The organism is Allobosea sp. (assembly GCF_035944895.1).
Classification (GTDB): Bacteria; Pseudomonadota; Alphaproteobacteria; order Rhizobiales; family Beijerinckiaceae; genus Allobosea.
The window spans coordinates 658,959-671,847 of the sequence record NZ_DASZAT010000008.1; the positions used below are offsets into that span (position 1 = coordinate 658,959).

10 protein-coding genes are annotated in these 12,889 nt (G+C 66.4%); 3 read left to right on the forward strand and 7 right to left on the reverse strand.

Features of this window, described 5'->3' with window-relative positions; all coding sequences use genetic code 11:
* Window positions 1–210 precede the first annotated feature (210 nt).
* The 4 genes from VGV58_RS14695 to VGV58_RS14710 form a co-directional block, all read right to left on the reverse strand.
* Window positions 211–1,887, reverse strand: coding sequence for a DHA2 family efflux MFS transporter permease subunit (locus VGV58_RS14695; RefSeq protein ID WP_326874750.1), 1,677 nt, complete (start codon window positions 1,885–1,887; stop codon window positions 211–213).
* Window positions 1,884–2,978 carry an HlyD family secretion protein gene (locus VGV58_RS14700; protein WP_326874751.1) on the reverse strand — a complete coding sequence of 365 codons (1,095 nt, stop codon included), beginning with the start codon at window positions 2,976–2,978 and terminating at the stop codon, window positions 1,884–1,886. Before VGV58_RS14700 ends, VGV58_RS14695 begins: the two co-directional genes overlap by 4 nt.
* A gap of 38 nt (window positions 2,979–3,016) precedes the next feature.
* Window positions 3,017–3,430, reverse strand: coding sequence for a cupin domain-containing protein (locus VGV58_RS14705; protein ID WP_326874752.1), 414 nt, complete (start codon window positions 3,428–3,430; stop codon window positions 3,017–3,019).
* A gap of 80 nt (window positions 3,431–3,510) precedes the next feature.
* The gene (locus VGV58_RS14710; RefSeq protein WP_326874753.1) at window positions 3,511–4,275 is read right to left on the reverse strand and encodes an SDR family oxidoreductase; all 765 of its coding nucleotides are present in this window, start codon (window positions 4,273–4,275) and stop codon (window positions 3,511–3,513) included.
* A gap of 238 nt (window positions 4,276–4,513) precedes the next feature.
* Here VGV58_RS14710 and VGV58_RS14715 point away from each other — a divergent pair, with 238 nt between their 5' ends.
* Complete coding sequence (locus VGV58_RS14715) at window positions 4,514–6,103, forward strand: winged helix-turn-helix domain-containing protein (protein ID WP_326874936.1); 1,590 nt, start codon at window positions 4,514–4,516, stop codon at window positions 6,101–6,103.
* Window positions 6,104–6,217: 114 nt separating this feature from the next.
* Here the strand turns inward: VGV58_RS14715 and VGV58_RS14720 are convergent, their stop codons facing one another.
* Genes VGV58_RS14720 through VGV58_RS14730 form a run of 3 tightly spaced genes read right to left on the reverse strand, consistent with a single transcriptional unit; the run spans window position 6,218 to window position 10,940 of the window.
* On the reverse strand, window positions 6,218–6,667 hold the full coding sequence (locus VGV58_RS14720) for a MarR family winged helix-turn-helix transcriptional regulator (RefSeq protein WP_326874754.1): 450 nt from the start codon (window positions 6,665–6,667) through the stop codon (window positions 6,218–6,220).
* The gene (locus VGV58_RS14725) at window positions 6,664–9,786 is read right to left on the reverse strand and encodes an efflux RND transporter permease subunit (protein ID WP_326874755.1); all 3,123 of its coding nucleotides are present in this window, start codon (window positions 9,784–9,786) and stop codon (window positions 6,664–6,666) included. The genes VGV58_RS14720 and VGV58_RS14725 overlap by 4 nt, the downstream gene beginning before the upstream one ends.
* The gene (locus VGV58_RS14730) at window positions 9,783–10,940 is read right to left on the reverse strand and encodes an efflux RND transporter periplasmic adaptor subunit (protein ID WP_326874756.1); all 1,158 of its coding nucleotides are present in this window, start codon (window positions 10,938–10,940) and stop codon (window positions 9,783–9,785) included. The genes VGV58_RS14725 and VGV58_RS14730 overlap by 4 nt, the downstream gene beginning before the upstream one ends.
* Window positions 10,941–10,988: 48 nt before the next feature.
* Between VGV58_RS14730 and VGV58_RS14735 the strand changes: the two genes are divergently transcribed.
* Window positions 10,989–11,582: a TetR/AcrR family transcriptional regulator gene (locus VGV58_RS14735; protein WP_326874937.1), complete on the forward strand. Its 594-nt coding sequence runs from the start codon at window positions 10,989–10,991 to the stop codon at window positions 11,580–11,582.
* Window positions 11,579–12,883 (forward strand): multidrug effflux MFS transporter, encoded by a 1,305-nt coding sequence (locus tag VGV58_RS14740; RefSeq protein ID WP_326874757.1) that lies wholly within the window; start codon window positions 11,579–11,581, stop codon window positions 12,881–12,883. The genes VGV58_RS14735 and VGV58_RS14740 overlap by 4 nt, the downstream gene beginning before the upstream one ends.
* The last annotated feature ends 6 nt before the right edge of the window (window positions 12,884–12,889 follow it).

Below are 12,889 nucleotides of genomic sequence, written 5' to 3' on the forward strand. Positions count from 1 at the left end.
TCTAGCCGACTGCAGGGCGCCATAACCAGACATTGGAACGTCACCAGGAAGCGGACATTCGCTGAGGTCGCTTAAGGCACGGCGCTTTCGGTCTGGATTGCAGGTGCTCGATGACACCTCGCGACTCAAACCGGCAGTTCAACAGTAGCGCCAGCGCGAGCCGATATTTGCCGCCGTTCTTCGGTGGCAGGCGCTCCGCTATTCCACTGCTCAACGGCACTGCTGGAGCGGCATGCTCTGTGCCTTTTCCTGGACCGCCGACCGGGGCTTCAACGCGATTGCTTCCGCTGGCGCGGCGATATGACCGGCAACGTGAGCTTCGGCATATTTGTGGAGCCCGATCTTGATGGCGACGAGGATGGGGGCAGTGATGATGAAGAGCAGGGCGACGGCGTTGAAGGCGGTATCGAAGGCTATCACGGCGGATTGATTGATCACGGCGCGGCCTAGCAGGCTGGCAGCGGCACGGCCGGCGGCGACCGCATCCATCCCCTTCGCCGTGAGCATCGCCGCCATGCTCGCCAGCCGCTCCATCACCGCCGGCCTGCCGGCAGCGATGTTGGCGCCGAGGACGGCGAGATTGGCGATAGTGTGCTGATCGATCAGCGTCTGGAGGACGGCGATTCCCATCAGGCCCCCGAGCTGGCGGCCCGTGTTGAACAGGCCGATGCCGCTGGCGAGACCGCGGCTGACGAGGTCGCTGAACGCGATCAGCGAGATCGACAGGAACAGGAAGCCTAGGCCGAAGCCGCGCAGGAGGACCGCGGTCATCATGTCGTGCGCCCCGCTCTCGTTGCTCGAGCCGGAGAGCAGCCACATCGCCACTATGAAGATCAGGATGCCGAAGGGCACCGTGGCGAAAGGCGGCAGATAGCGGAACTGGATCAAACAGGCGGTCAGCAGCAACGTGCCGATGAACGCCGCTCCGCCCGGAAACAGCAGCAGGCCGGCATCGGTCGGAGTGAGGGCGAGGACCGAGACCGCGAAGGACGGGAGCAGGAAGCCGCTGCCGGAGAGGGCGGCGCCGGCGACGAAGCTGACGATGAAGGCGAAGGTGAAGTCGTTCGCTCCGAAGATGCCGAAGTCGAGCAGGCCCCGGCCCCTGGCCATGATCTGCCGAGCGAGAAAGCCCAGCAGTGCGGCCACGCCGAGCAGAGCCAGCCAGAGGATGTGAGGCTCCTCGAACCAATCCCAGCGGCTGCCCTGCGAGAGGACATAGCTGATGCAGAAGAAGGTGACGGAGATCAGCGCGAGGCCGGGCCAGTCGAAGGGACGCGTCGTCTCCCTGGCCGGCTCCGGGCTATCCGCCATCAGCATGAGCCCAGCGGCCGCCAGCGCCAGCGGAACGATGCTGAAGAAGATCCAGGTCCAGGAATGGGTGTCGACCAGCCAGCCCTGCAGCGCCGGGGCGATCGTCGCAGGCGCGACGACAGCGCCCATTGCGAACAGCGCCTGGAGCAGCGGCTGATGGGCGTGCGGATAGCGCAGGAAGACCAGCGCCTGGCCGGCGACGAGCAGGGCGCCACCGCAGAAGCCCTGGACGATGCGTAAGCAGACCAGCAGGTCCAGCCGGGCTGTTATGGTGGCGATGCCGGATGCCAGCCCCATCGTCAGGGTGGCGACGATGATCAGGCTGCGCGGGTCGAACCGGCTCATCAGCCAGGGCGCGGTCACGAAGCCGATCAGCTTGAGCGTGGTGTAGCCGATGTCGAGCCAAGCGAACTCGTCCGGTGTGGCAGAGGTGTCGCCGATGATGTCGCCGCGTCCGAGCGACAGGATGGTGCCGGCGATCGCTTCGGTCAGCGTGGCGAGCACGATGCCCAGGACAAGCAGGGCGCCGGCCGTGGGGCCGCCGCGGCGCGGCAGAGGAACGTCGACCGCGGTCATGAGCCGCCTCCGACGGCGACCTCGACCCGTGCGGACAGGCCGGGCACGAGACGGCCGGGCAGCGGATTGTTCATGAACCGGATCTTGACCGGGACACGCTGGACGACGCGGACGAAGTTGCCGGTCGCATTGTCGGTCGGGAGCAGGCTGAAGGCCGAGCCGCTTCCCGGAGCGAAGCTGTCGACCGCCCCTTGCAGCCCTTCGTTCGGATAGCCGTCGACGCTGATGCGGACGTGCTGGCCGGGCCGGATCTGCTCAAGCTGGGTCTCTTTGAAGTTCGCCACGATCCAGACGTCGTCGACCGGGACGATGTCGAGCAAGGCCGTGCCGGGCGCGACCAGCCGGCCGACCCGGACCTGGCGGTTGCCGATCACTCCGCCGATCGGCGCGCGCACGATGGTGTTGTCGAGATCGATCTGGGCGAGGTCGCGCGCGGCCTGCGCCTGCGCCACCGCGGCGACGGCGGCCTCGCGCTGCGTGGTCAGGACAGCGATGCGCTGCTGCTGGGCCTCGATCGTCGCCGAGGCGGCTGCCAGGTTGGCCTCGGCGCGCGAGCGCGCCGCGTCGCTTTCGTCGAGCAGCGCCTGGCTCACCGCATTGCTGCGGATGAGCTCGCGCCGCCGCCCTTGCGACCGTGTCGCCAGGGTCAGTTCGGCGCTGGCGGCCTGTTTCTGCGCTTCCGCCTGCTTGACCAGGACATGCTGGAGCTTGGTCTCGGCGTCGACATTGGTGACGCGCGCCTGCGCCGCCTCGATATTGGCGACGGCCTGGGCGAGCCTGGCGCGGTGGTCGGCATCATCGATCCGGAACAGGATGTCGCCCGCCCTGACGGCCTGGTTGTCCTCGACCTCGACCGCCGTGACATAGCCGGCGACCTTTGGTGCGAGCGAGGTCACATCTCCCCGGACATAGGCGTTGTCGGTCGCCTCGCCGCCGGAACGGGCATTGGCCCAGCCGGCGGCTACGGCGGCCACGGCGCAAAGGCAAAGCAGCAATCCGACGATCTTTCGCTTCTTGGGCCCCGCTGCGGGGGCGCCGTTCCCGGCGCCCTCCTCGACGGTAACGGCGCTCTTCTCTCCCAGGGTGTCCATGATCCCATCCCCATTGCATGCCGAAGGCGTGGACTGGCTCATTTCTTAACGAACCGGGTCAGTTCCCCGTCGTCGGTGTCGACGACGAACACGGCCAGGATGCGGGCCGATTCCGTGGTGCTGGCGTTCGCGCTGACGCCATGGAAGGCGCCGGGCTCTTCGACCCAGTTCTCGCCGGCCTTGTATGTCTTCTCCGGCGAGCCGTTGACGCTGCTGCGAACCGAGCCCTCGAGCACGGTCGCGTAGATGAATGCCGATTTCGCATGCGTGTGGGCCTGCGAGCCGGCGCCCGGCCCGTATTCGACCAACACGCCTCTCAGGCTCTTGCCGAGGACGTGCGGCAACGGGCGATCGAATACGGTCGTGATCTTGCCAGCGGGCCGCTCGTCGGCCGAAAGCGCGGTAATCGAGAGCGTCGTGACGGCAATGGCCGAGATCAATCGAGTGAGCATCGCAAATCTCCTGTTTGGGCAGCGACCGTCGCTCGCTCCAGGTGGTTTCGGAGGGCGTGGATCGACGGCGAGGTTTTGGTTCAGCGGCTGGCTTGCTGGGCCTTCGCCTGGGCGAGCCAGTCCTCGAAGCGGATCGCGCCGAGGCGCGGGTTCTCGCCGGGCGTGAGCGAGCGATCGGAAAGGATGCCGCCATAGTAGCGGGCATGGATATCGGGTACGACCTTGCGCGGGTCCTGCGTCGCCCGCAGGAAGTGGCGAACCAGGTCGTCGAGCGGAATGGCCTCGGGCCCGGCGATCTCAACCGTGCCGTTCACGGGCGCCGCGAGCGCGGCATCGGTCAGCGCCGCCGCGACGTCGCTCGACGCCATCGGCTGGATCAGCGCCGGAGACAGGCGGATCTCGTCGCCGACCGTGGCCGACTGGGCGATCCCGCCGACGAACTCGAAGAATTGCGTGGCGCGCACGATGGTGTAGGGGACGCAGGACGCCTTGATCAGGTTTTCCTGGGCGACCTTGGCCCGGAAATAACCGTTCTCGGGCAGGCGTTCGCTGCCGACGATCGAGAGGGCGACATGGTGGCGCACGCCGGCGGCGGCTTCGGCGGCCAGCAGATTGCGGCCCGACGTCTCGAAGAAATCGAGGACGGCCTGGTCTTCCCAGACCGGGGCGTTCGCGACGTCGACGACGACATCGGCGCCGTCGAGAGCTGCGGCCAGCCCCTCGCGGGTGATGGTGTTGACGCCGGTGTTGGGCGAGGCGGCGAGCGCCTCGTGGCCACGCGCCGCGAGATTGCGCACAAGCTGCGATCCGATCAGGCCGGTGCCGCCGATGACGACGATCTTCATGGGCTTTCTCCGTTTCCTGCAACCGCAACCCTTGCGGTCGCCATGGCCGAAAAATGCCCGGGCGCTTGCGGGAAGTCCTTGCGGCCGGCTTGAATTGCGCTTTGGAGACGCTTGGATTCTTGTCCAAGATGGCGCCATGCGGCAGAAGGGCGAGCCAGGGCGCCGTCAGCCTTGGATCATCCTCCACCCGCCGCCTCGGTCAGCGAAACGACCCCATTCGGCCAAGGGACCGACCGACGTGCCATTCACGTTTGGAGATTACCTGCTTGATGCCGGGCGCCGGGAACTGACGCTGCGCGCGCAGGTCGTGACCGTCGGGCCGCAGGTTTTCGACCTGTTGCTGCATCTGGTCCGGAATCGCGACCGGGTCGTCAGCAAGGACGAGCTGCTGCAAGCGGTATGGAGCGGCCGGATCGTCTCGGAATCGACGATCACCAGCCATATCAACGCGGTCAGGAAAGCCGTCGGCGACAGCGGCGAGGAGCAGCGCCTGATCCGGACGATCGCCCGCAAGGGCTTCCGCTTCGTCGGCCAGGTCGAGCAGGTCGGAGACGCGGGGCGGCCGACCGGATTAGGCGCCGTCGAACCGGCGGCGAGCCAGGCAGGTGAACTGCCGCTCCGGGTTCTTCCGCCGGACAGGCCTTCCATCACCGTCTTGCCCTTCCAGAATCTGAGCGGCGACGCGGAGCAGGAGTATTTCGCCGACGGCGTGGTCGAGGACATCATCACCGCCCTGTCGCGCCTGCGCTGGCTGTTCGTCATCGCACGCAATTCGAGCTTCGCCTTCAAAGGCCGGGCGGCGGGTGTGAAGGAGATCGGGCAAGAGCTCGGCGTTCGCTATGTGCTGGAAGGCAGCCTCCGCAAATCCGGGAACAAGGTGCGCATCACCGGGCAGCTCATCGACGCCACGACCGGGACGCATCTTTGGGCAGAGCGTTTCGAAGGCGCGCTCGATGACATCTTCGACCTGCAGGACCGGATCGCCGAAAGCGTCGTCGGCGCGATCGCTCCACAGCTCGAGCGGGCCGAGATCGAGCGCGCCAAGCGCAAGCCGACGGAGAGCCTGGACGCCTACGACTACTACCTGCGTGGGACGGCGAAACTGCACTCCGGCACCAGGGATGCCATCGAGGCGGCGCTGCAGCTGTTCTACAAGGCCACCGAGCTCGACCCCGAATTCGCGTCGGCCTATGGCATGGCCGCCTGGTGCCATGTTTGGCGCAAGGTAAACGGCTGGATGGTGGATCGTCCGCGCGAGATGGCCGAGGGCGTGCGGCTGGCGCGACTGGCCGTAGAGCTCGGCCGGGACGACGCCGTTGCGCTGACGAGGGCCGGCCACGCGCTCAGTCATTTCACTGGCGACCTCGATGGCGGCATCGCGTTGATCGAGAGGGCGATGCTGCTCAACCCTAATCTCGCCGCCGCCTGGTTCCTCGGTGGCTTCCTACGTGCCCTCAACGGTGAAGCGGACTCCGCTCTCGAGCATTTCGCGCACGCCGTTCGCCTGAGTCCGCTGGATCCTGAAATGTTCAGGGTGCAGGTCGGGATGGCGCTAGCGCATTTCTTCGCGGGACACTTCGATTCCGCGGCGGCGTCGGCTGAAAAAGCCGTCGGGAACCTTCCCAGCCTCCTCGTCGCGACCGGCGTGATCGCAGCGAGCCACGCGCTGGCGGGGCGCGCCGACGAAGCGAGACTGGCGATGGAACGCCTGCTTGCGCTCAGCCCATCCGTGCGCATCTCCGATCTCAAGGACTGGCTGCCGATCCACCGTCCGGAAGATCTCGCGCGGTTCGCCGATGGATTGCACCTCGCCGGATTACCTGAGTGACATGGCCAGGTACCCAACCATTCGCGTGAAGCGCCAATAGCTGACCTTGGATCACTGCCGGTTAGCGGACATTGCTTGAAGTCGACGGAGCCGAGAGCCACCGGCCGGCAATCTTCAGACCTGGAAGCTCCTGATCAACCGCGCCAGATCGGCCTGAAACTGCTTATGACGCTGGATGACGCCTGCCATTGAAATATCGGCATCCAGGATGACCGGAAGCCCGCGGGAGAGCAGCAAGTAGCCTTCCTCCGTCAAAAACAATCGCCTCAATCGGGCATCTTCCGGATCGGTAAGGACGGCGACCAGCCGCCGACGGAGGAGTGGCTTGAGGCTCGCGGTGACGGTGGTCCGATCCGCGCCAAGAGCAGTGGCGACCTCGCCGATGGATGGCGGCGCATCCACGCCGAGGCAGCTCAATAGGATGAGTTGCCCGGTGTTAAGGTCGAGATGCTTAAGAGCTGCATCCGCTCTCCGAGACAGAACCCTGGCGGCACGCAGGATCGAAGCCGTAAGCCCGGTAGAGGCGTCATAGCCTGAGCTTGCAGAGGCTGGCTCATCGCTCACTCCGCCGCTTCCGCAAAGGCGGACGGTAAAGTTGCGGCATTCGATCGGGTATCGACCTTGTCCGCGGCTGCCGATGTCGGCTTGATCCGGAACCAGGCGGCATAAAGCGCCGGCAGGAAGAGCAGGATGAGCACCGTGCCGACCGCCGTGCCGCCGATGAGCGTATAGGCCATCGATCCCCAGAAGACCGAATGGGTCAGCGGGATGAAGGCCAGGACCGCTGCGAGCGCGGTCAGGATCACCGGTCGCGTGCGCTGGACCGTCGCCTCGATGACGGCGTGGTAGTCGTCCAGACCCGCGATCTGGTTCTCCTTGATCTGGTCGGTCAGGATCAGTGTGTTGCGCATCAGGATGCCGGCGAGCCCGATGAGGCCCAGGATCGCGTTGAAGCCGAAGGGCTGGTTGAAGACCAAGAGCGTCGGGACCACACCGATCAGGCCGAGCGGCGCGGTGAACAGCACCATCGTCATCATCGAGAACGATCGCACCTGAAGCATGACGACGATCAGGGTCACGGCGATCATCAGCGGGAAGATCTTGCCGAGAGCATCGTTCGCCTTGGACGCCTCCTCGATCGAACCGCCCATGTCGATGCGATAACCGACCGGCAGTGCGGCGATCAGCGGCTGGAGAGCGGTCAGCACCTGCTTGGAAACCTCCGGAGGCTGCGTCGCTTCGTTGATCTCGGAGCGGACGGTGATCGTCGGCATCCGGTCGCGTCGCTTCAGCATCGGTTCCTCGTAACGGATCTCGGAGTGCCCGATTTGATCCAGGGGGATCTGCCGGCCGTCCTTGCTCATGAGGGAAAAGTCGGCGAGGCGCGTCGGGTCGAGACGTTCGGCACCTGCGCTTCGGGCGATGACCGGCACGTTGCGGATGTCCTCGCGGACCTGCGTGACCGGCACCCCGCTCAGCAGGAACTGGAGCTGCTGGCCGACCTGCGCCGGCGACAGGCCGATCAGGTTGAGGCGATCCTGATCCGGCACGAAGCGCAGCACCGGCGTGCGATTGCCCCAGTCGCGGTTCGCTTCCCTGACATCGGGGATGCCGCGCATCACCTGCAGGGCCTGTTCGGAGATCTTGTAGAGCTCAGCCGGGTCGGGGCCGACGATGCGGAACTCGACCGGGAACACCGAAGGCGGTCCAAAGACGAACTGCGTGGCGCGGACATAGGCCTCGGGCGCGAGCCCATGCGAGATCGCCTCTCGCAGCCGAAGCTTGAGCTCCTCGCGGGCATGAGCGTCGGGCGTCAGCACGACGATCTTGGCGAAGGCCGGATCGGGCAGCTCGGGCGACAGCGCCAGGAAGAAGCGCGGCGCGCCCTGGCCGACATAGCTGGTGACGATCTTGGCTTCCGACTGCTGGTTGAGCCAGCGCTCGACCTTTTGGACCGCGGCCGTCGTGGTTTCGATGCTGCTGCCTTCCGGTAGACGGATTTCGACGAGAACCTCGGGCCGATCCGAGGTGGGGAAGAACTGCTGCTTGAGGCCGCCCATGCCGACGCCGGAGAGAGCAAAGGCGATGCCGACGATCGCGCAGGTCAGGAACTTGTGGTCGACGGCGAAGGTGATCAGCCGCCGCAGGCGCCGGTAATTCGGGGTGTCGTAGATGGCGTGATGGCCGCCGGGGACGGGCTTGATCTCCGGCAGCATCTTGACGCCGAGATAAGGCGTGAAGATCACCGCCACGATCCAGGACACGATCAGCGCGAAGCCGACGACCCAGAAGATGTTGCCGGCGTATTCACCGGCCGTGGAGGAGGCGAACCCGACAGGCAGGAAGCCGGCGATGGCAACCAATGTGCCAGAGAGCATCGGCGCCGCGGTATGGCTCCAGGCATAGGCCGCCGCCTTGATGCGATCCATGCCCTCTTCCATCTTCACGACCATGACCTCGATCGCGATGATGGCGTCGTCGACGAGGAGGCCGAGCGCCAGGATCAGCGCGCCCAGCGTGATCCGGTCGAAGAACCGGCCGGTCTCCAGCATGATGAAGAAGACGGCGGCCAGGGTGATGGGGATCGCCGCGGCAACGACGATGCCGACGCGCCAGCCCAGGCTGAGCAGGCTGACGAGCAGCACTACGCCCAAAGCCATCGCGAACTTGATCATGAACTCGTCGACCGACGCAGCGATGTTGACCGCCTGGTCCGTCACCTTTTCGAGCGACATGCCAAGCGGCAGCGTCCGGCCGATTGCGGCGGTCTTATTTTCAAGATCCTTGCCGAGCGTCAGCCCGTTCCAGCCGTCCTGCATCACCGCGGCGAGCATGAGGCTGGGTTCGCCTTGATGCCGGATGACGAAGCTCGCCGGATCCTCGTAGCCGCGGCGGACATCCGCGATGTCGGAGAGCTTCAGCGTCCGGCCTCCCGCGACGATCGGCGTGTCGGCGATGGCCTGGACGCTGTCATAGGCGCCATCGACCCGGATGAAGACGCGCGGGCCTTTGGTATCCACCGAGCCCGCCGGCGTGACCGTATTCTGCCGCTGGAGGGCGGTGACGATGTCCTGGGCGGAAACGCCGAGCGTCGCGAGCTTCGCATAGGAGAACTCGACGAAGACCTGCTGAGGACGCTCGCCCAGGATGTTGACCTTCTTCACCCCAGGCACGTGCAGGAGATCCTGCCGGATGACCTCGGCCTGCCGGGCCAATTCGCGCATCGGCATGCCCTTCGCCTTCAGCGCGTAGAGCGCGAAGCTCACATCGGAGTATTCGTCATTGACGAAGGGGCCGAGCACGCCGGGTGGTAGGTTGCGCGCCTCGTCGGCGAGCTTCTTGCGCGCCTGGTAGAATTCCTCCTGAACGCGGGACGGCGGGGTGGAATCCTTCAGGTTGACCGTGAGATAGGCATAGCCCGGCCGCGTCGTGGTCTCGACACGGTCGTACCAGGCGAGCTCCTGCAGCCGCTTCTCCAGCGGCTCGGCGACCAGATCCTGCATTTCGCGGGCCGTCGCGCCAGGCCAGACGGCGGTTACGGTCAGCGTCTTGATCGTGAAGCTCGGATCTTCGGCCCGCCCGAGCTTGACAAAGGCGTAGGCGCCGGCTGCGACGAGCAGAATGATCGTGAAGAGGGTGACGGCCCGCTCGCGGACAGCGATCGCCGAGAGATTGAAGTTCATCGCGAAGCCGCCTTGATGTTCGAGGAGGCCCGAACCGGCTGGCCTTCGCGCAGCAGATGCGCCCCGAGGGAGACGATCTGGCGCCCGGCCTGCAGTCCCGAGACGACGGCCGTCTCGCTTGTGACGCGAACGAGACGCACGGGTTGGAACGTCACGGCGGCGCCCGCATCGTTGAGAAGCCAGACGCCGGTCTTCTGCCCGTCGTCGAGAACTGCTCCGAGCGGAATCTCCGTCTCAGCCTCGGTCGCCGTATCGGACAAACGGATCGTCACGGTTGCGCCCAGCGGCGCCAGCGCGGCCTCGCTTTCGAGAACGTAGCGTGCCTCGTAGGTCCGAGTCTGCGGGTCGGCTGAATCGGACAACTGGCGCAAAGTGGCGCGGAAGCTGCGCCCCGCGACGCCGTAGAGCGTCGCCTGCGCCGTGGAGCCGATCGGAGGGCGGACGGTTTCGGGAAGGACCACCAAGGCTTCCCGCGGGCCCGTCTGCGCGAGGCGAACAGCTACCTGCCCCGCGGCAACCACCTGCCCGGGCTCCACCAGCGTTTCGACGATGACCCCATCCGCGTCGGCGACGAGCACGGCATAGGTCAGCTCGTTTTCCGCGACATCCGCTGCCGCCTCAGCGGCTGCGGCCTGAGCTTTGGCGGTGTCGAGCGCGGCCTTCGCCTGCTCGTAGCGCTGGGGGCTGGCGGCGAACCCGTTCTTGACGAGGACCGCGTAGCGCGCTTCGTCGGCCGTTGCCTGTGTCAGCACGGCCCGAGCGGCGATGGCCGCGTTGCGCTTGGCAGTCAGCGCCAGCTGCAGGTCCGTCTCGTCGACCCGCAGGAGCGGCTGCCCCGCCTTCACCGACTGGCCGACATTGACCAGCCGCTCGACGACCTTGCCCGGGACTCGAAAGCCGAGATTGCTTTGGACGCGTGCCGCGATGACGCCCGTGAAGCGCCGGTCGGCACCGAGGACCGGGCTTGCCGTCGACACGCGGACGATCGGCGGCTCCTGTCGAGGGTCGACGGCTGCCGAAGGAGCGGACTTCTGCCCGATCAGCAGAACGGCGCCACCGATTCCGGCGGCGGCCACCACTATGCCGCCGACTGCGAGCAGGGCGAACCGGGATTTCCTTGTCATGGCGCGTACCAAATAGATTGCATTCGACATCTATGATTGATATAGAGCTTGAACGCAATCTAATTTTTGGAGCACGGCATGCGAGTCTCTCGGGAGCAAGCGGCACAGAACAGGGAGCGGGTGATCGAGACGGCGAGCCGGCTCTTTCGCGAGCACGGCTTCGACGGCATCGGTCTCAAGGACCTGATGGCGGGCGCAGGCCTGACGCAGGGCGGCTTCTACAAGCAGTTCGCGTCGAAGGACGAATTGGCCGCACTGGCATCGCGGCAAGCGATAGCCAGTGCGGCCGAGCGCTGGTCGTCGGCCGTCGCTTCTCGGCCAGGTGACCCGTTCTCGGCAGTCGCGGAGTTCTATCTCAGCCCGGAGCATGTCGCGGAACGCGCCGAAGGATGCCCGTTCGTCGCGCTCGCATCCGACGCGGCACGGCAGGGCCCGGAGGTGAAGGCCGAGTTCGAGGCCGGCATCCGCGCAAACCTCGACATGATCGCAAGCCTGTCCGTGGAAGAAGATCGTGACGCTCTTCTGGCGAAGGTGTCGATGATGGTCGGAGCCGTCCTGCTGTCGCGGACGGTCAACGACGAGGCGCTGGCGCGCCAGATCCTGAACGCGGCTGGCTCCCAGATCGCCGCCCATGCGAAGCCGCCCGGCGGCAAGCCAGAGGGCGTGCAGTGAGTGCCACGGAAACCGCGCTCGACGGACTGTCGAAGGCTTCCCAAACGGGCCTCGCCCCGCTTCGCTCCGAGGTCCGCGAAGTCAGCGGCCCTATCGTCCTGCTGCTTGCGGGTCTGGCCGCCCTCGGTACGCTGGCGACGAACATTATCCTCCCGGCTTTTCCACGCATGTCGGCCGAGCTTGGCCTGACGGGCACCCAGCTCGGGATTCTGCTCAGCAGCTTCTTCCTCACCTTTGCGGTGGGGCAACTGGTTGTCGGCCCACTCTCGGATCGTTTCGGAAGAAGGGCGCTGGTTCTCGGCGGCCTCGCCACCTTCCTGGCGGGAAGCATCATAGCCGCGCAGGCCGACAACCTGCTCTGGCTCGTGCTCGGACGGGTCGTCCAGGCCATGGGAGCCTGCGCCGTATCCGTACTCGCCCGCGCCATCGCGCGCGATCTGTTCCACGGAGAGGCGCTTGGGCGGGTGCTGTCTCTCACCATGATCGCCGGCGCCGTCGCGCCCGGGTTCTCGCCGCTTCTCGGCAGCGTCCTCGTCGATCTGTCGGGCTGGCGGGTGAGCTTTCTCTTCGTCGCCCTCTGCGCGGCGGCGCTCGCGGTGCTCTACATGCGTCGGGTCGGCGAGACCCATCCGTTCGACGCCAGGAGCACGCTCGCGCTCGGCAGCGTGGCGGCCACCTATCGCTCCCTCCTGGTCGACGGTCGCTTCCTGCTGCCGGCGCTCTCGGTCAGCATGGTGCTGGGCGGGTTGTTCAGCTTCTTTGCCGCAGCCCCCGGCGTCCTGATGGGCCAGCTTGGACTGACGCCGCTTCAAATGGGTCTGTCCTTTGCGGCGACTGTGCTGATCGTGTTTGCGGCCGGGCTCCTGGCGCCTCGGCTGGCGCGACGCCATGGCGACCGGACCACCGGCCTTGCGGGGCTGATCATCTTCGCCGCCGGCGCGCTGGCTATGGTCGCGGTCGCGTCGCAGCCATCCTACCTGACCTTCACCGGCGCTCTTTCGATCGTCCTCTTCGGCATGGGGCTGATCAATCCGCTCGGCACGGCGATCGCGCTGCAGCCCTTTGGCCGCCAGGCCGGCTCGGCCTCTGCGCTGCTCGGCTTCCTGCAGATGGGCAGTGCCGCCATCGGTTCGGCGCTAGCGAGCGCGATACCGTTCTCGCCGTCGGTCTCGCTCGCCATCGTCATGACGGCAGCCTCGGTCGGCGCGCTCGCGGCCTTCGCTCCGGTCTACCGCGACCGTCTGCGACGCGAATTTCAGCCTTCCGCCATCATCGAAGCGCGGGTCTCGAACGATGCATAGGGGCAT

Coding starts and splice junctions, on each gene's coding strand:
- VGV58_RS14695 (WP_326874750.1), bottom strand. CDS start 1,887: ATGACCGCGGTCGACGTTCCTCTGCCGCGCCGCGGCGGCCCCACGGCC.
- VGV58_RS14700 (WP_326874751.1), bottom strand. CDS start 2,978: ATGGACACCCTGGGAGAGAAGAGCGCCGTTACCGTCGAGGAGGGCGCC.
- VGV58_RS14705 (WP_326874752.1), bottom strand. CDS start 3,430: ATGCTCACTCGATTGATCTCGGCCATTGCCGTCACGACGCTCTCGATT.
- VGV58_RS14710 (WP_326874753.1), bottom strand. CDS start 4,275: ATGAAGATCGTCGTCATCGGCGGCACCGGCCTGATCGGATCGCAGCTT.
- VGV58_RS14725 (WP_326874755.1), bottom strand. CDS start 9,786: ATGAACTTCAATCTCTCGGCGATCGCTGTCCGCGAGCGGGCCGTCACC.
- VGV58_RS14730 (WP_326874756.1), bottom strand. CDS start 10,940: ATGTCGAATGCAATCTATTTGGTACGCGCCATGACAAGGAAATCCCGG.
- VGV58_RS14735 (WP_326874937.1), top strand. CDS start 10,989: ATGCGAGTCTCTCGGGAGCAAGCGGCACAGAACAGGGAGCGGGTGATC.